This window comes from Flavobacterium sp. I3-2, from assembly GCF_013389595.1.
GTDB lineage: Bacteria > Bacteroidota > Bacteroidia > Flavobacteriales > Flavobacteriaceae > Flavobacterium.
The window spans coordinates 3481795-3499253 of record NZ_CP058306.1; the positions used below are offsets into that span (position 1 = coordinate 3481795).

The window sequence follows — 17459 nt, forward strand, 5'->3', positions numbered from 1 at the left end:
TTATACAGGTAGTTTAGACGAAGTAGCGTATTCGGGTATAAAAACACAGTTGGTTGTCTGAAAAACAGTAGACATACATTTATTGCATTGAATACATCTTCCTCTTCCCAACGGATTATCTTTTAATTTATTGATGATATCGGGCTCGCGAAGTAATGCCCTTCCCATCGCAACAAAGTCAAAACCTTCCTGCATAGCCGTTTGCAAATGCACATAATCATTAATTCCTCCCAACAAAATCAGTTGAGCTTTTTTCACTACTGTCTGGAATTGCCGAGCCGATTTAAGCATATAAAGATGTTCGTACGGGTATTCACCTAACACTAATTTTCCAAACCATTTTACCCCCAATCTGAAAATTCCTTTCTGTGTTTTTGACATGCCCTCTAAATCAGTTTCACCTCTGAACAGATACATTTGATTTTTTACCGAAGATCCCATCGTTAGCTCAAACGCATCAACAGCGCCTGTTTCGTCCAGAATTCTTGCTGTTTGTGTGGACTCATCTAACCAGATTGAGTTTTTAATACCATCATCCATAGACATTTTAACAATAATTGCCAAACGGTCTTTCACCCTTTCTTTTACGGCAAGAAGGATTTCTTTTGCAAAACGTGTACGATTTTCAATAGAACCGCCATATTCATCTTTTCTTTTGTTGATCCAAGGACTGAAAAAAGAAGATACCAGATACAAATGCCCAAAATGAAGTTCGATCGCATCAAAATTGGCATCGGCAGCAACTTCTGCGGCATCCGCAAATTGCCTGATAATGGTTTTCATTTCCTCTCGGCCGATTTCACGACAAACCTGAAAACTAGAAGGACTTCTAAACCTTGACGGAGCAATTGGTTGTACACCTGTGATTTGTTTGGTGGCTACGGGACCGGCATGCCCTAACTGTGCGGAGGCTTTTCCGCCAGCCTTATGCATCGCCTGTGTAAATTGTTTGAGGCCTGAAATATTTTCACGAACCATCAAAATTTCTCCCGGTGCTGCAAAACCTTCTGCGGAAATAGCGCAGTAGGCAATAGTTGTCATACCAACCCCTCCTTTTATAAAGCCCTCATGAAAGTCTATTAATGATTGTGTAACTTTTCCGTCAGGGCTTCTGCCTTCACTGGTTGCCGCTTTTATAACCCGATTCGGAAGAGTAATGGGTCCTAATTTTGCGGGTGAAAATACTTTATCAGGATTAATTGCATTCATAGGATATTGAAGTTATTGTTTCTTATCAAAGATAAACAAACAACAAATAAATGTTACATAGTGTAACATTTAAAAAATTATTAATTTTGCACCAATTAAAATCATTATATGAATTTGAAAGCTAGATCCGATTCTGTTCAAAATAAAGTAAAAATTGTAAAAACTGCTTTGAATCTATTCATGGAGAAAGGAATAGATATTCCATTGACTGAAATTGCCAAAGAATCTGATGTTTCCAGAATGACTTTTTATCGTCATTTTCCGGATCGGGAAGCTCTTGTGTCGGCAGTATTTCATTACAATCTAGATCAACTTGATTTATACGCTAAAGCATTGCAAGAAAACAAAAATGGATTCTATCTGTTGTTAAAAAAGGTATTGATACAACGGGTGGAATATCATAACTTTTTACCTTATATCAACAGACAGGAACAAACCTTGACTTCTTCCAGATTGTTTGAGATTTTCGAAAAACCAATTCAACTCGCAAAAAATAGCAACTTATTACGAGATGACTTTTGTTGTGAAAAAGATTTACTGATATTAATATCAATGGTAGGTGGCGCAGTTGCATATGTTCAGATGTCTGGTCAATCTGCCATTGAGCGAACATTAGAATTGCTTATGAACGGAATTAAAGTAGTTACAAAAGAGTAAGTTGCACATCTCTAGCTATTTCGATATGTCGTCAGTATTTTAATATCAAATTAAAGGCTTAACAGCATATTATTTAATCAATATCGTTTTTCTTATTCACGATACAGTTACACATACATCCGCATTTGTCGGATAGCTTTGGCACAATAAAATTATTCCCTCGGCAATATCCTGTTCTGTCAGAGCCCCATTATGGAGCATCCGTACTTCGCCATCTGTTTTTACTGCCCAACAAGCCCCACAGGTTCCGTTTTTGCAGGAACTCGCTACTTTGATATGATGCTCTTTCATTGCATCCAAAAGAGATTGCTTCGGCTGCACCTCAATGAGTGATGTGCATTCATAGGTCTGCTTTTCATCATTCTCGTAGTAGTCCTCATAGTAATTTACAATCACATCTTTTACAACACCGTCAGTTTCCAAATCTCCCACATCAACTGGAACTAGGTCGAAATATTCCAAATGAATATTTTCTTCTGGAATATTCAGTCCTGTTAAGGCATTTTTATATAAATCCATTAAGCCGGTAGGTCCACAAATGTAGTAATGGGCGTCGTTTATTTCAGGAACAAGTCTTTTGATTATGGAACGAAGTACCAATAGAGAGAATCGTCCTGCAATATGATTGATTTTAGTAGAGATAAATTCGGGGGCAGTAAAGGAATAGCATATTTCGAGACTTTCATTTATCTCTAAAGTTTCCAGTTCATTATAAAAAATAGTTTCACTGGGCGTTTTATTACTGTATATCAGTAAGGGAATTTGACGACTACTATCAATACTATTGAGCATAGAGAATAAAGGTGCGATACCGCTACCACCGGCCAACAGGACTATTTTGGATTGTGCAGCTATTGTATCTTCCAAAACAAAATTCCCAAACGGTGCTTCGATTTCCCATATTTCTATTTGGTCTGCATTTTCAAAAATATAGTTGCTCATTTTTCCTCCAGTTACTCTTTTTACGGTAATAGCTGGATTAGGATCTGAGGGTTTGGAACTAAATGAATACGAGCGAATTACCATCTCTCCATCTATGTTGCATCTGATATTTAGATACTGACCCGGCAAATAGGAAAATTGTTGTTGATCGGTTTCAAAGTATATGGTCAGAGTATCCTGTGTTTCCTTCACAGTTTTATGGGTTCGCCACGTATATTTCTTCATTTTAAATGATTTCTATATGCTTTGTTATCTTTAAAAGGAAACCTCTACTTGTTGTTCACAAAGAGAGGTTCATCAAAACATGATATTTGATAATTAAATTTCGTTTTATTTTTCTTGCTGTCTTCTGATAATTGCCAGCTTGTTTTTTCTTATCTGTTTGAAATGGGCAGACGTTAATCCTGTATAGGTCTTTAATTGCTCGGTAAGCTCCGAAGCTTTTTTATAACCTAACGATTTTGCAATTTGCGTGATAGTTTGCTCGGTATATACCAGCAATTCTTTTACCTTTTCAATTATTCGCTTTGTAAATATAATTTCAAGGCTGACATCACATTTTAAAAGAAACAGATTGTTCAGTTCTTGATAATCCGTATTGAGTTCGCTTGTTATCTGAATCGCAAACGGAGCAGATGAACCTGTATCCAATTGGGTCTGAATAATCTGATCTGCTACCCGGTGTACTTTCGTTATTACATCCGAACAGTCACCTAATTTTAATTGATGTAACATAACTTTTTATGTTAGAGATTGGGAAACACTGTTTTGGTACCCTAAGAGTAAATGGAGAAAAGCCCAGGGATATATTCAGCAAATCCCCGAGCAATATTGAACTTACACGCAGCAAGAGCAGCTTGACGTTTTTTCGCTATCTCCGCCATCTACTTTGTAGCCAGCTTTCTCAATAGCCTGGACCAACTCTTGTTTCACACTATCATTCTCTATTGAAACAGCAAGTTTCCCTGCTTCTAATTTTTCAATAGTAACGCCATTAATATCTTTGATTGCTCCATTTACTCTTGATTGGCAGTGAGCACTTTGCATGTCTGGTATGCTTAATTCCAAATTTTTCATTTTATCTTATTTTTAATGTTTAACAAATTTCCGTCTTAATTTGATACTTATTATTATGGTATTCCTTGTAAGATTTGTGACTTTTACTGATTTTAAAATTATGATTTTATTCTACAATGAACTTACCCTTCATATAGATGTAGTGGCCTGGGAAAGAACATAAAAAATCATAAGAACCTTTTGCAGGAGCATTAAAAGTAATTTCGGTAGTTTGTCCGCCACCAATCATATCTGTTTTGGTAATAACGGCTTTTTCCATTTCTTTTGGAATATAGTCATTATCTTTAGCATTGATTGCTGCATTAGCGAAAGCATTGAAGTCTGTACCTTGTGCAAGAATAGCAACATTATGTCCCATTGCTTCAATTGGTGCTTTTCCGGTATGCTTAAGAATCAACTTTACAGTTTGTCCTTCTTTTACTTTAAGTTCGGTCTTATCAAATTTCATATCATCACCGCCACTGATGGTCAACTCAACTTCGTTTGCTTGTTCCGTCGAGACAGTTGCTTGTTCTAATACAGGCTGATTGTTTTCTTGTGCACTTTGTTCTGTTTTCTTATTATTGTTACAGGCAGTAAATATGATTACTGACAAGCCTAAAACTAGCTTTTTCATTTTCTATGTAATTTTAAATTGTTATCTTATACTGCAAATTTCGGTACATTTGTTATCCTAAATATTATGCAATTCCTTTTTAGATTTATGATATTTACTGAATTGTAAAATTGTATTGTTGATGCAATGCAAAACACCCATTGTAATTATTACAACGGGTGTCTGTTCCTCTAATTTTATAAGGTTACTTTTGACTATTTGGAATGCTCAATACGATAATAGTACCAAGAATTGCAGGAATTGCCCATACTGCGAAATTAGCAAAGTTGGATAGTTCTGATGCGATAAGAATACCGCCAAGAATGATTGCAACTGCTGCACCTATACGACCTACTGCAAGGATAGTACCTAAAGCTGTACCACGAGTGGCATCGGGATAATAGGTAGCGATAAAGCCATTCAACAAAATTTGTGCACCTATGGAGCCGAAACCAACTACGGCTACAAGCAGGTAAGTAAGGCTCATAGACCATCCATTACCGTCGCCTGTACTAAAGCCAAGAGCCATTAGGAATAATGCAATGCCTGCCATCGCAAATGCCGCTGAAACAACTCTTTTTGCTCCGAACTTGTCTGCCAATGGGGAAGCAATTAGCGAACCTGCTACTGCTCCAGCATTCGTGACCAACAAGAACGTTAATGCTGAAGTAGCCGAATAACCTGCAATAGTTAATAACGTAGGCAACCACGTATTAAGTCCATAGATTAAAATCTGACCAGAAATAGCTGCGAGCAAAAACACAATTGTAATCAATGCCCAGCGGCCTGTAAAGATTGCCAATAAAGGATTGCGTTTTTTTTCGACTTGCTGAACTTCTTTTTTAATTGGCGAAGTTGGTTCTATGGGTGTTAAGCCGTATTCTGCTATAATTGTATCTGCTTCTCTAATGCGACCTTTTGATCTTAAATATACCGGACTTTCAGGGAGATAATAGAGTAATAGTGGTACAACGGTAATTAATGGCAATGCACCGATCCCTAACATTCCACGGAAACCAATTGTTTCTACTAAACCGATAGCCAACAATGCGGCGAAAATACCTCCCATAGAATAACCGGAAAACATTAAAGCGTTATTGAAATTTTTACGCCCTGCTCTTGAAAACTCTACTGTTGTAGCTACTGCTGTAGGGATTACACCACCGAGACCTAAACCAGAAATAAAGCGAAAAATCCCGAACAGAAACGGTGTAGGAGCCAACGCCGTCGCAATCATAAAGAGAGAAAAAAATGTGACTGCTCCAATTAAAACTTTTCTACGTCCAATTAAATCTGTAAGGTAGCCAACAGTAAGTGACCCTATTGCCATTCCCACAAGAGCTAGACTATTTATAGAGCCTGTTTCAGCGGTAGTTAACCCCCATGCTTCATAAGCTAGAATAGATTTTACTATTGTTCCGTATACTACTAAATCATAGCCATCAAATACTAAGACGATAAATGCTAATGCAATAACAATGGCTGGGGATTTTTTTATTTTAGTTTTAGAGTGATTGGACAAACCTGTCTCAAGGGCACTCTCTTGAATATTTTGTTTCATTATTAATATTTGTAAGAATTAAAAAATTGTTTATCAATTTGAGTTGGATTGATATTTGCCAAACCCAGAAAAAGTAAAGTGTCTTATCGGGTTTGAATATAGTCCTCAACAGTGACAACAACAATCAGATTTCTCACTGTGGTAGTGAGTTAATCCAAAAATAATTCTATTAATAATGTTCAACATTTTGTTTTTACTTTAATTATAACTTCTATACTGCAAATTTCGGTATTGCAACCAAGCTTTCCATTATACTTTTCTTTATTAGTTTTATGATATTTACTGATTGTACAAGACATAAAAAAAAGAGGATGTAATACCCTCTTTTTTTTAGAAAAATACTTATTAAATTATGCTGCCATCATTTCTTCACAAGCTTGAGCACATTTTCTACAAGCTTCGGCACATTCTCTACAATGCTCCATTCCCATAGCAACATGTTTTTCACATTCTTCAGCACAAGCGTTGCAAATTTCCATACAAAGTTTGCAAATGTCTTTACTAAATTTACCGTCAAGACTTAGAATATTGGCTGCTGCCTGACAAATTGCAACACATTCTAAATTGAGTTGAATACATTTTTTTAGATGAGCTACTTCTTTCTCATTTAAGCAAGCAATAGCACACTGGTTACAGATCGCCACACAGTCAAGGCAGGCTTCTATACACGATTGGAATTTTGTCTGTATCATATCTATATATTTTTGTGAATACTAAATTTAAAACAAAATAAAGTCATTTTAGTTCTTTTTAAGTTAACTTTAATAAACTTCAATGGTATTTTTATAGGTTCTACATCAACATTCCTTTAATATATTCAACTGCAAATACTGTTCCTTAATAAAAATAGCCTCTTTCAATTTGTCATATCGGCTGGGTAATTGTTCTGAAATTTGATAGTAATTTTTGAGTATGATATTTTTTCTAATATATATTGTTCTCAACAAACTTATCTCAGACACCAGATTTTTCCTATCATTCTTATTTTTTATACTTAATCTGATCAGTTCATAAATCTTATCAAGTTCCTCTGCTATTACTAATTCCAATACCGTATTAATCCCACCAAAGAAACTAAAAAACTTACTTTTAGAAATGTTGGCAACTGAGGTAATATCAGATATTTTTACGTCTTGTATGTTCTTTTTCATCAGAACTGTCCTTATATTTCCAATAGCTTGGTATACAAGGCTAGCATTTCTTCTATCAATATTCGTCATATGAAAAATTCCTCCATTTATTTTGACCATACACAAATCTAGTTATCTGCAAGGTCGTAAAAGTGCAATTTGACTATTAACAATTGTAATTTTTACGGATTTTGGGCAAATAAAAAGCGGTAGTTCCTTTTCAGAAACCACCGCTTTAGCAAACGCAATAAAGCTACTCGACCTTATTATTTTTTCAACTTGTCCGCAGGCGGATTATAATCAGGTAAAGAGGTTACCCTTACCGTATCTACCCCAGTAATATCCCAAGTGATAGGAATCATCGTCATATACTCGCATTTAGGACACATATCACCTTCAGAGCCTACCATTTCTTTATGTCCGGGACAACCGGTAATCAAGTGTCCGTGTGCATCGATCAATTCACCTTTTTCATTTCTGTCTTTGCCCGCAATTTTATCGACTGACTTCTCAACTTGTTGTTCTGTAGCATGGTTATGTCCATCGCCTTCTGCGTGTGCGTGTCCATCTTTTCCTGCTTTTGTATCACCTCCACAAGCAGTAAAGAAAATGGCTAAAGAGGCTAAAGCCGATATCATTAATTTGTTCATTTTCATTTTATTTATTTTTTAAAGATTAAAGCTTATTTAAGTACTATTGAATGATTTTTAAGTTTAATGCTGATGGTCATGTGCTGAAGGAACAGCTTTTACATTACATAATATTGAATTATCATGTTGATGTTGGGGTGTCTCTAATTGAATAGTTACGTGATTAATACCTAAATGTTCCAATTCATGTTCTATTTTCCGAAGAAGTGTCTCACTTTGACCAATTGTCATTTGTTCATCTACCACAGCGTGACAAGTAAGCGCATTTAACCCACTTGTAATTGTCCAAATATGCAAATCGTGAATAGCTTGGACACCCTCGGTTTTTAAGATTTCTTCTGTTACCTTCTCAATTTCGATATTATCGGGTGTCCCTTCCATCAATACATGAACAGATGATTTGGTAACCAGATATCCACTTCTTAAAACCAAGACAGAGACGATAATACTTGCTAAAGGATCTGCCCAACCCCATCCGAAAAACATAATAAGTAAGGCTGCGATAATTGCCCCTACAGATCCTAGCATATCACTGATGACATGCAGATAGGCACCACGCATATTGAGGTTTTCTTTTACATCCGCTCCACGCATCATTATCCAGGCCACTAAGATATTAACCAGTAATCCTATAAATGCTACAATCAACATTCCGCTAGACTGGATTTCTGGCGGACTCTGAAAACGTTCAACAGCCTCATAGATAATATATCCAGAAATCAATATTAGTGTTGCACCGTTGATAACGGCTGCCAATATTTCAAAGCGTTTATATCCATAGGTTTTAGCATAATCGGCTATTTTGCTACTGAATTTAAAAGCCATTAATGCAATGAATAGTGAAATGGCATCACTTAACATGTGTCCAGCATCCGCTAATAAAGCAAGACTATTTGTCAAAAACCCTCCCACAACTTCTACAGCCATATAAACTGTAATAATCACCAAACTAATGGTTAGCGTCTTTTTGTTTGCGCTATGCGAGTGGTTATGCTCTTGTCCCATATTTTTATAATTATTGTTTTGCTACTGCAAATATCAGCAGCAAAACGTTTTAAACTATTTCGATATTTTTTGTTTGATTTGTAAGATTTACTTCTTCCACTTCAAGCGCAAGCTGTTACTCACCACACTTACACTACTTAAAGCCATTGCAGCTCCTGCAATCATCGGATTCAATAAGAAACCATTAATTGGATACAATATACCTGCTGCAATTGGAATACCTATAAGGTTGTAAATAAAAGCCCAGAACAAGTTTTGTTTGATGGTAGCTACTGTTTGTTTTGACAATCTGATCGCTTGTGGAATCTTAGTCAAATCGGAAGAGATGATGGTCATTTTTGCTACGTCCATCGCAATATCGGAACCTTTACCCATTGCGATACTTACATCGGCTGTTGCCAAAGCTGTACTATCGTTGATACCGTCACCGACCATTGCAACTACTTTGCCTTGGGCCTGTAGTTCTTTTACAAATTCTGCTTTCTGATGTGGTAATACTTCTGCTTTATAATGACCAATTCCAGTCTGCTCAGCAATAGCTTTTGCTGTTGCTTCATTATCGCCTGTAAGCATGTATAAATCAATACCCATACCTTGCAATTCTTTAATTGCGGCTACTGAAGTTTCTTTAATTTTATCAGAAATAGCCACTACAGAAAGTGCTTCTTTACTATTGGCAAACCAAATTACCGTTTTAGATTCTTTACCCCATTCATCAGCTTGAGATTGTAACTGAGTAGGAATACTAATGTTATTTTCAAACAATAACTTTTTGTTTCCAACATAGTAAGTTTCGTTATTGTAGTCGGCTTTTGCACCTTTACCTGTAATACTGTCAAATCCACTCAAACTTACGGTTGATGTACCTTCTAAGTTTTTTACTACCGCTTCCGCTAATGGATGCTCTGATTGTTTTTCAATACTCAACAAAATATTCTTAGTAGTATCATCATTATTCAACCACGTAATACCGGTTACTTCTGGCTTACCCTCGGTAATGGTTCCTGTTTTATCTAAAATGATAGCTTGCACTTTTTTAGCCAATTCCAAACTTTCAGCATCTTTAATCAAGATACCTTTCTCTGCACCTTTACCAACGCCTACCATTATCGCAGTTGGAGTAGCTAATCCTAAAGCACAAGGACAGGCAATAACCAATACCGTAACGGCGGCTAACAGACCTTGTACAACTCCATTGTCTCCGCCTAAAATCAACCATAAAACGAAAGTCAAAATGGCGATACCAATTACTACAGGAACGAAAATACCTGCAATTTTATCAACTAATTTTTGCACTGGAGCTTTACTACCTTGCGCATCTTGCACCATTCTGATGATTTGTGCAAGCATAGTTTCTTTACCCACTTTCACCGCCTCAAATTGGAAGCTACCTTTTTGATTGATGGTTCCTGCAAATACTTTTTCTTTCTCTTTTTTCAATACAGGAACGGGTTCGCCACTCAACATACTTTCATCTACATAAGAGTTACCAGATATCACCATTCCGTCCACAGCAATTTTCTCACCTGGCTTTACTAAAATAATATCACCAGCATTCACATCTTCAATAGCCGTTTGTTTTTCTGTACCATCTTTTTGAATGACGATAACGGTTTTAGGCTGTAATCCCATCAATTTTTTGATAGCAGTCGAAGTATTTCCTTTTGCTTTTTCTTCTAATAACTTACCTAAAAGAATGAAGGCTATAATAACCGCTGCAGCTTCAAAATACACGTGGGGGTGAATGCCTCTTGCCATCCAGAAATCCATAAATACCATATTGAAAACACTGAACAGATAGGCGATACCAGTGCTCAACGCTACTAAAGTATCCATATTAGCAGATTTGTTTTTGGTTTGCTTCCAGGCATTGATAAAAAAATCACGACCAATCCATAACACTACCGGAGTAGAAAATACCAACATAATTTCATTGGCATAAGGCATATCCATAAAGAACATTCCTATAACAACTACAGGTAATGATAGAATGATCGCCCAAGTGGTTTTATTTTTTAACTGTTTGAATTTCTTTTCGTGGATGGCTTCTAATGTTTCTTGTTGTTTAGATTCATCTTCAATCAACAAGTCATAGCCTCCAGCTTGAACAGCTTTTCGAATAGCATTGGCATCTGTCATATTTGGAAAATATTCAACAGAAAGATTTCCAGTAGCAAAGTTTACAGAAGAATTAACAACACCAGGTACATAACGCACCACACTTTCTGCACTACCTGCACATGAAGCACAAGTCATTCCCAAAACCGGAAAACTAGCTTTTACTGTTGGTACACCATAACCTAAATCTCTTATGGCATTTACAGCATCAGCGACTACTTCTTCTTCCTTAACCGTAATAGCAGCTCTGCGATTATTGATTTCAACTTTTTGACTTTCAACGCCTTTTACTTGCGCTAGTCCTTTTTCGACTATCAATGCACAGTGTTCGCTTTCTACATCCTCTAGAGGTATGTAAATTATTTCTTTATTTGTTGCCATATTTCGATTGCTTTATTTTACAATACAAAATTGACAATAAATAGATAGATATTTATTGTGAAATTATGGGTTTGATTTGTAAGATTTACTTAAACCTCGTCTAAAGGCTTACGTTTGTCTTCTCGAATTTGTTTAAAATGGCTAGGTGTAAGACCTGTTACCTTCTTGAACTGATTACTTAGATAAGCCACACTTGAATAGTTCATGCGATCGGCAATTTCACTTAATGATAACTCATCATAAACTAAAAGTTCTTTCACTTTTTCTACTTTTTGAGCTATAAAATATTTTTCAATAGTTGTACCCTCAATATCAGAAAACAAATTAGAAAGATAATTATAATCATTATGTAATGCATCACTTAAAACATCGGAAAGATTTGTTTTTACGTCATTGTCCTGATGATGTACCAATTCAATGATAACGTTTTTTATCTTCTCAATCATGCGACTTTTCTTGTCATCAATGACCTGAAAACCTAAGGGATCTAACGCACTTTCTATTGCTTCTCGTTCTTTTGTAGTCAGATCTTTCACGAGAGAAACTTCTCCCAATTTTATATTACTAGCCTCTAAACCGAGCTTATCGAGTTCGTTCTGAACAACGAGAATACAGCGGTTGCAGACCATATTTTTTATAAACAATGTCCCCATATATCACAAAGTCAGTTTTTAATTTACATAAATACACAAATACAAATTTATGATTAATAATTTAGTATTTATCGTTTATGGGTGGTTAAGTGATAAACCGCCGATGAAAAACGATTAAAATCTTTCCCATTGTAGGGACACATTGGTTATTAAATTACTATTTATTGGTAAAATTTGTGTGATACCGATATTGATAGTAAAATCTTCCTTTATGAGAAAGTCAATAAACAATATTGTTAGCGAAATTCAGGAACAAGAACGGAAACTCTCAGTCACGTGCTCGGGACTAATTGAAGAAGCTTTTCAAATGACGGTCTTTCTTCAGGAGCTATTGGTTTCGGCAAAAGAATATGTGTTAAGTTCGGGATTTGAGAACGAGGCAAAAGAGATTGAATTCTTTAAAATGACTAAGCCCCAAATCCTCGGAAAGCTAATTTACTATAATAAACTGTACCGGATAGAAACCTCGTGCCCGGTCAATAATGGAAAAATCTACCGCAACTATTTCTCGAAACATTTAACAGAGCTGAAGATTGAGTTCAGGGAACATATCTGCAATTCCCACTTTTACCGATACTACCGTTCAGGCAGAATAGATAAAGATCAAGAATATTTTAAACGGGGGCAGATAAATTACCTCGAAGGGCTTAATAGTTATGTGTTTGAAATCGACCCGCTTTTCTCAACCTATTACGATTACAAATTAGCTCGTATTCTCTCCAACGACCTGTTATATGCCTACCTCTTAACCAAAATCAGTCCCGAAGAAAACTCTGATACATTTTTCAGCAGCACCAGCGAAATTAAAGAGCTATCTTGGACGGACAGCAAGAATGCTTTGATTGAGCTAACGTATGCCCTATACGCATCTGGTGCTATTTCGGACGGTAAGTTAGGCATCCGGAAGCTCACTGCTATTTCACAAGTGTTGTTTCGAATACCACTGACCGATGTGCATCACGCATTCCACCGGATGAAAACCCGTGCAGGTTCTCGAACCTTGTTTTTAGATCAGTTGAAACAGGCATTGGAAGAATATATGGATAAAGACTTATAAACACTCCAATCAATAAAGAGTTTGAAAGCGATACGCATCCCGTATTGCTTTTTTGTGTTTGCATCTGCCCATATATGCCAACTGGCATAAGGGCTTGTTTTACCATGGCTCAAATCGGAAAATCTAACGAAAGCCTTATTTAATAAGGCTTTCCGTCAAATTGTAAAATTTTCAAAAAACCGCTAAACCAATTGGCAAGGCTTGGCAGACAAACACTGCCACCTTTCTCAATTTTGCATTGTAAACATTAAAGAGCAATGCGATGAAAATTATAACTATTGAAGCAGCAGCAGGGATACAGCTTAATAACTGGATAAATACTATTGCTGATTATCTACAAAGGCTGAATGATACAAGCTATGATGACTTATGGCAAAAGGCAGAAAGCTGAAAACAGACAAAAAAATAAATCCTTAAAAACATGTGCTATGAATATTGATAGAATGGAATTTATATCGTGGATGGAACGCATCATGGACAGATTTGATATGTTGGGCGACAATATTAACGATTTAAAAAAGAAACGAAATACCATTGATGGAGAGGAACTACTCGACAATCAGGATATTTTGCAAATGCTGAAAGTCAGTAATCGTTCTCTGCAACGTTATCGCTCTATTGGGAAGCTCCCATATTACACGATTAGCGGGAAATTGTATTATAAATTATCAGATGTACATCAGTTTATCAGAGAGAGCTTTAATAAATAGAACAGAACGCCAATGAAAGCCAAACATTTCCATTGACTGCCACTTTAGGCTAAGCAGGAAGCACTTCCTTTACTTTCGGCATAAAAACTTTAAAATTTTCAGATTATGAGCGAAGAAACAAAGAAACAGGAAACCTCCGAGCAATCTGTTCAGAACGTACCAGAACAACTGTCGGACATACTGTTAATATTGGATAAGGAAAAAATGAAAATCCAAGCCGTAAAGAGCATTGACGAAAACGGCAAAATGGAAACCGTTGACCCTACCAAAAAGAACCAATCTGATTTTATGCGTGTGGACAAACACGGCGATTTCGTTTCCAATTTCCTATCCAATTTTTGGAGACAGCTAAAAGATCCTACCAATTTCACATTCTTTAAAGTGCAGGCAGGAGAAGCTGTAGAAAAGGCAAAAAAATTTCAAAAGCAGGTAGATAACCCTACACCGGAGGGTAAAAAAGAAATGGAAAAACACGAGGTGAAAAATGAACCCGAAAAAGAACAAAAACAAGAAAATAAAAATGATATGGCAACAACACACACAACACCAGAAACAAACGAATACCGTTTCAAGCCGGAACAGATTGATTGGGAAACAATGAACAATCTCGGATTAAGCAAGGAATACCTTGAAAAAAAGAACCTCCTTGAACCATTATTGAAAGGTTACAAGACTAATGAGCTTGTACCTATTAGTATTAATCTTGGCGGTGCAGTAGTACGCACAGATGCCCGTTTATCGTTACAGCCTACACCAGATGGAAGTATCGTGGCGGCAGTACATGGTATCAGACGTGAACCCAACCTAAACTTTGAGTTCTTTGGACACAAGTTTAACGAAGAAGACAAAAAGAACTTGCTCGATACGGGTAATATGGGGCGTGTGGTAGATTTGAAAAATCCCAAAACAGAAGAAATGATGCCGTCCATTATCAGTGTGGACAGGCTTACCAATGAGCTGATTGCTTTAAAAACAGAATTTATCAAAATCCCTGATGAATTAAAGGGGATAAAACTGAACGATGTGCAAAAGCAAACCTTAATGGAGGGGAAACCTCTGTTTATCGAGGGAATGATTTCTACAAAGGGAACCACCTTTGATGCAAATGTTCAGTATAATGCTGACAAAAGATTTGTTGAGTTTTTGTTTGACAGAAACAACAATAACCAGCAATCCCAAAATAAGCAACAAAGTAATAAGCAAACCAGTCAACAAAAGCAATCGCACGAAGCTCCGAGAACTTTCAGAGGTAAGGAACTGACTGATGAGCAGTACAACAAATTCAAAGACGGACAAACCGTATATATTGAGTTGAAAGACAAAAAGGACCAGCCCTACCAGGGTTACATCACTTTCAATAAACAAGATGGAAAAACCAATTTTGAGTTCCCAAATCAATATAAGGAACGTGTAAAACCTACCGAAGCTCACAAAACACAAACTGCGGTTAATTCTGAAGGAAAAACCAACGAAGCAACCAAAAATGTGAAAGAACCTTTGCAAAAAGAACAGCAAAAACCGAAGAATGAAAAGCAACAGGAGCAACAGGAAAAACCGAAAGCTCCAGCAAAATCAAAAGGTAAAAAAGTGAGTTAATTATGAAAACAGTTATCGCAGAAAAACCAAGCGTAGCAAGAGAAATAGCCAGCCTGTTGGGAGCATCTGATAAAAAAGACGGCTACTTAACGGGTAATGGCTATTTTATTACGTGGGCATTCGGTCATTTAATTGGCTTAGGAATGCCCGAAGATTACGGGATTTCGGGGTTTGATAAGACTTCATTGCCTATCCTCCCGAACCCGTTCATATTGACCGTTAGAAAGGTCAAAAAAGACAAGGGCTACCAAGCCGATACGGGAGCATTAAAGCAACTGAAAATCATCAAAGAATTGTTCAACAAAAGCGACAGCATTATCGTTGCTACCGATGCAGGACGTGAGGGCGAGTTGATTTTTAGGTATATTTACGAGCATCTAAAATGCTGTAAACCCTTTGAGCGACTTTGGATTAGTTCACTTACCGAAAAGGCAATCAAGCAAGGCTTTGATAGCTTGAAAGACGGCAAAGAATTTGACGGATTGTATCAGGCTGCGCAAGGCAGAAGCCGGGCCGATTGGTTGGTGGGCATCAATGCTACACAAGCATTGAGTATTTCGGCAGGCAATGGTATTTATTCGTTAGGTAGGGTGCAAACGCCTACATTGGCTCTTATTTGTAAACGCTATTTGGAAAACAAAAATTTCTCTATTAAGAAGTATAGGCAAATTCAGCTATCACACAACAAAGAAAATGTTGATTTCAAAAGCCTTTCCAAAACCAAATGGGAAAACCAAAAACTTGCCGATGATACATTGAAAGCCATTCAGCGAAGCGATACGGCAACAATTACATCGGTAGAAACCAAAAGCGTTACAGAGCAACCGCCTTTGTTGTTTGACCTTACAGGACTGCAAAAGGAAGCTAATAAAAAGCTCAACCTTTCTGCCGAAGAAACCCTGAATATTGCCCAAAGCCTTTACGAAAAGAAGTTTATCACTTACCCACGCACCGGAAGTAAATATATCCCTGAAGATATGTGGGCTGAAATTCCCAACCTTGTAAGAGCATTGCAGAATAATGAGCAATTTAAACAAGCGGTATCAAAAGTAAAATGGGGTCGGTTTAATAAGCGTATCGTAAACGATTTACGTGTGACAGACCACCACGGTTTACTTATTACCGACAAAATTCCGTCTGCTCTCAAAACGGACGAAACGAAAGTTTATAATATGATTGCCTTTCGACTGCTCGAAGCCATATCACAACCTTGTATCAAAGAAGTAACAGATATAGCGTTGCAAGTATCGCATTACGATTTTACGTTGAAAGGCTGTAAAGTTTTGGAAGCAGGTTGGCGTTTGATAAAGGGAACTTTCTCGGACGAAGACACTGAACCAATTCAGGACTTACCCGATTTAAAAAAAGGTGACGAACTGAACATTAAGGAAGCCATTTGTTTAGAAAAGAAAACCAAACCGCCTGTGCTTTATACAGAAGCCGGGCTATTGTCGGCAATGGAAAATGCAGGAAAGGAAATTGAAAACGAGGACGAACGGAAAGCCCTGCAAAATATCGGTATTGGCACGCCTGCTACAAGGGCAGCGATAATCGAAACGCTGTTTACCCGCAACTATATCCAACGAGAAAAGAAATCCCTGATACCCACTGAAAAAGGATTGCAGGTATATGAACTAGTAAAAGACCGCAAAATTGCAGATGTGGCAATGACCGCTGAATGGGAACTTGCCTTGCAGAAAATAGAAAACAATGAAGCTGATGTCGGAGCATTTCAAACAGAAATGGAAAAATATGCAATATCTATTACCGATGAACTATTGCAAACTTCCATTGCTCAAAACAACCTGCCTAAACTGAATTGCCCGAAATGTAAAAGCCAGCAACTCATCATCCGGGATAAAATTGTAAAGTGTCCTGATGAAGTTTGTAATTGGATACAGTTCCGTAATGTGTGTGGCGTACAAATCAGGATAGCCGATATTGAAAGTCTTATCAATAAAGGTAAAACTTCACTTATTAAAGGAATGAAAAGCAAGGCAGGAAAGAAGTTCGATGCCTTTATCATATTGGATGAAGAATACAAAACCTCTTTTGAATTTGAAAAAAACAAAAGTTACAAAAAGTAATGGAAAACAAACCTACCATTAGCACAATGGA

General features: G+C 36.9%; 17 protein-coding genes. 5 read left to right on the forward strand and 12 right to left on the reverse strand.

What is annotated here, in order from left to right; translation table 11 throughout:
• On the reverse strand, positions 1 to 1209 hold the full coding sequence (locus HW119_RS16280; RefSeq protein WP_065720937.1) for an NADH:flavin oxidoreductase: 1209 nt from the start codon (positions 1207 to 1209) through the stop codon (positions 1 to 3).
• Between the two features lie 108 nt (positions 1210 to 1317).
• Between HW119_RS16280 and HW119_RS16285 the strand changes: the two genes are divergently transcribed.
• Positions 1318 to 1866, forward strand: coding sequence for a TetR/AcrR family transcriptional regulator (locus HW119_RS16285; protein WP_177766405.1), 549 nt, complete (start codon positions 1318 to 1320; stop codon positions 1864 to 1866).
• A 96-nt stretch (positions 1867 to 1962) separates the two neighbouring features.
• Here HW119_RS16285 and HW119_RS16290 read toward each other — a convergent pair whose 3' ends face one another.
• The 11 genes from HW119_RS16290 to HW119_RS16340 form a co-directional block, all read right to left on the reverse strand.
• Positions 1963 to 3033 carry an iron-sulfur cluster-binding domain-containing protein gene (locus tag HW119_RS16290; RefSeq protein ID WP_177766407.1) on the reverse strand — a complete coding sequence of 357 codons (1071 nt, stop codon included), beginning with the start codon at positions 3031 to 3033 and terminating at the stop codon, positions 1963 to 1965.
• Positions 3034 to 3138: 105 nt separating this feature from the next.
• The gene (locus HW119_RS16295) at positions 3139 to 3543 is read right to left on the reverse strand and encodes a helix-turn-helix domain-containing protein (protein ID WP_052217452.1); all 405 of its coding nucleotides are present in this window, start codon (positions 3541 to 3543) and stop codon (positions 3139 to 3141) included.
• A gap of 102 nt (positions 3544 to 3645) precedes the next feature.
• On the reverse strand, positions 3646 to 3885 hold the full coding sequence (locus HW119_RS16300; RefSeq protein WP_038330917.1) for a heavy-metal-associated domain-containing protein: 240 nt from the start codon (positions 3883 to 3885) through the stop codon (positions 3646 to 3648).
• A 106-nt stretch (positions 3886 to 3991) separates the two neighbouring features.
• The gene (locus HW119_RS16305; protein WP_177766409.1) at positions 3992 to 4501 is read right to left on the reverse strand and encodes a plastocyanin/azurin family copper-binding protein; all 510 of its coding nucleotides are present in this window, start codon (positions 4499 to 4501) and stop codon (positions 3992 to 3994) included.
• Between the two features lie 184 nt (positions 4502 to 4685).
• A complete protein-coding gene (locus HW119_RS16310; protein ID WP_177766411.1) occupies positions 4686 to 6041 on the reverse strand; it encodes an MFS transporter in 1356 nt (451 codons plus the stop codon).
• A 350-nt stretch (positions 6042 to 6391) separates the two neighbouring features.
• Positions 6392 to 6520: a four-helix bundle copper-binding protein gene (locus tag HW119_RS16810; protein ID WP_255497938.1), complete on the reverse strand. Its 129-nt coding sequence runs from the start codon at positions 6518 to 6520 to the stop codon at positions 6392 to 6394.
• A gap of 318 nt (positions 6521 to 6838) precedes the next feature.
• Positions 6839 to 7291, reverse strand: coding sequence for a hypothetical protein (locus tag HW119_RS16320; protein WP_177766413.1), 453 nt, complete (start codon positions 7289 to 7291; stop codon positions 6839 to 6841).
• A 146-nt stretch (positions 7292 to 7437) separates the two neighbouring features.
• A complete protein-coding gene (locus tag HW119_RS16325; RefSeq protein WP_038330908.1) occupies positions 7438 to 7827 on the reverse strand; it encodes a hypothetical protein in 390 nt (129 codons plus the stop codon).
• A 57-nt stretch (positions 7828 to 7884) separates the two neighbouring features.
• Positions 7885 to 8826, reverse strand: coding sequence for a cation diffusion facilitator family transporter (locus HW119_RS16330; RefSeq protein WP_177766415.1), 942 nt, complete (start codon positions 8824 to 8826; stop codon positions 7885 to 7887).
• An 87-nt stretch (positions 8827 to 8913) separates the two neighbouring features.
• The gene (locus HW119_RS16335; RefSeq protein ID WP_143884059.1) at positions 8914 to 11325 is read right to left on the reverse strand and encodes a heavy metal translocating P-type ATPase; all 2412 of its coding nucleotides are present in this window, start codon (positions 11323 to 11325) and stop codon (positions 8914 to 8916) included.
• An 89-nt stretch (positions 11326 to 11414) separates the two neighbouring features.
• Complete coding sequence (locus HW119_RS16340) at positions 11415 to 11978, reverse strand: helix-turn-helix domain-containing protein (RefSeq protein WP_038330902.1); 564 nt, start codon at positions 11976 to 11978, stop codon at positions 11415 to 11417.
• A 211-nt stretch (positions 11979 to 12189) separates the two neighbouring features.
• On the opposite strand from HW119_RS16340, the gene HW119_RS16345 reads away from it, so the two are divergent.
• The 4 genes from HW119_RS16345 to HW119_RS16360 all read left to right on the forward strand — a co-directional run bounded on the left by HW119_RS16345 (position 12190) and on the right by HW119_RS16360 (position 17428).
• Positions 12190 to 13035: an RteC domain-containing protein gene (locus HW119_RS16345; protein WP_038330900.1), complete on the forward strand. Its 846-nt coding sequence runs from the start codon at positions 12190 to 12192 to the stop codon at positions 13033 to 13035.
• A gap of 428 nt (positions 13036 to 13463) precedes the next feature.
• Positions 13464 to 13745, forward strand: coding sequence for a helix-turn-helix domain-containing protein (locus HW119_RS16350; RefSeq protein WP_038331140.1), 282 nt, complete (start codon positions 13464 to 13466; stop codon positions 13743 to 13745).
• 105 nt (positions 13746 to 13850) lie between these two features.
• On the forward strand, positions 13851 to 15341 hold the full coding sequence (locus tag HW119_RS16355; protein WP_177766417.1) for a DUF3945 domain-containing protein: 1491 nt from the start codon (positions 13851 to 13853) through the stop codon (positions 15339 to 15341).
• A 2-nt stretch (positions 15342 to 15343) separates the two neighbouring features.
• Positions 15344 to 17428, forward strand: a complete 2085-nt coding sequence (locus HW119_RS16360) for a type IA DNA topoisomerase (RefSeq protein WP_038330896.1) — start codon at positions 15344 to 15346, stop codon at positions 17426 to 17428.
• Positions 17429 to 17459: the final 31 nt, after the last annotated feature.

What these genes read in the sequence shown, in the direction of transcription:
- HW119_RS16320 (WP_177766413.1), bottom strand. Translation starts at nt 7,291, where the DNA reads ATGGTCAAAATAAATGGAGGAATTTTTCATATGACGAATATTGATAGA.
- HW119_RS16290 (WP_177766407.1), bottom strand. Translation starts at nt 3,033, where the DNA reads ATGAAGAAATATACGTGGCGAACCCATAAAACTGTGAAGGAAACACAG.
- HW119_RS16810 (WP_255497938.1), bottom strand. Translation starts at nt 6,520, where the DNA reads ATGGAAATTTGCAACGCTTGTGCTGAAGAATGTGAAAAACATGTTGCT.
- HW119_RS16350 (WP_038331140.1), top strand. Translation starts at nt 13,464, where the DNA reads ATGAATATTGATAGAATGGAATTTATATCGTGGATGGAACGCATCATG.
- HW119_RS16345 (WP_038330900.1), top strand. Translation starts at nt 12,190, where the DNA reads ATGAGAAAGTCAATAAACAATATTGTTAGCGAAATTCAGGAACAAGAA.
- HW119_RS16305 (WP_177766409.1), bottom strand. Translation starts at nt 4,501, where the DNA reads ATGAAAAAGCTAGTTTTAGGCTTGTCAGTAATCATATTTACTGCCTGT.
- HW119_RS16295 (WP_052217452.1), bottom strand. Translation starts at nt 3,543, where the DNA reads ATGTTACATCAATTAAAATTAGGTGACTGTTCGGATGTAATAACGAAA.
- HW119_RS16300 (WP_038330917.1), bottom strand. Translation starts at nt 3,885, where the DNA reads ATGAAAAATTTGGAATTAAGCATACCAGACATGCAAAGTGCTCACTGC.
- HW119_RS16360 (WP_038330896.1), top strand. Translation starts at nt 15,344, where the DNA reads ATGAAAACAGTTATCGCAGAAAAACCAAGCGTAGCAAGAGAAATAGCC.
- HW119_RS16285 (WP_177766405.1), top strand. Translation starts at nt 1,318, where the DNA reads ATGAATTTGAAAGCTAGATCCGATTCTGTTCAAAATAAAGTAAAAATT.
- HW119_RS16355 (WP_177766417.1), top strand. Translation starts at nt 13,851, where the DNA reads ATGAGCGAAGAAACAAAGAAACAGGAAACCTCCGAGCAATCTGTTCAG.
- HW119_RS16310 (WP_177766411.1), bottom strand. Translation starts at nt 6,041, where the DNA reads ATGAAACAAAATATTCAAGAGAGTGCCCTTGAGACAGGTTTGTCCAAT.
- HW119_RS16325 (WP_038330908.1), bottom strand. Translation starts at nt 7,827, where the DNA reads ATGAAAATGAACAAATTAATGATATCGGCTTTAGCCTCTTTAGCCATT.
- HW119_RS16280 (WP_065720937.1), bottom strand. Translation starts at nt 1,209, where the DNA reads ATGAATGCAATTAATCCTGATAAAGTATTTTCACCCGCAAAATTAGGA.
- HW119_RS16330 (WP_177766415.1), bottom strand. Translation starts at nt 8,826, where the DNA reads ATGGGACAAGAGCATAACCACTCGCATAGCGCAAACAAAAAGACGCTA.
- HW119_RS16335 (WP_143884059.1), bottom strand. Translation starts at nt 11,325, where the DNA reads ATGGCAACAAATAAAGAAATAATTTACATACCTCTAGAGGATGTAGAA.
- HW119_RS16340 (WP_038330902.1), bottom strand. Translation starts at nt 11,978, where the DNA reads ATGGGGACATTGTTTATAAAAAATATGGTCTGCAACCGCTGTATTCTC.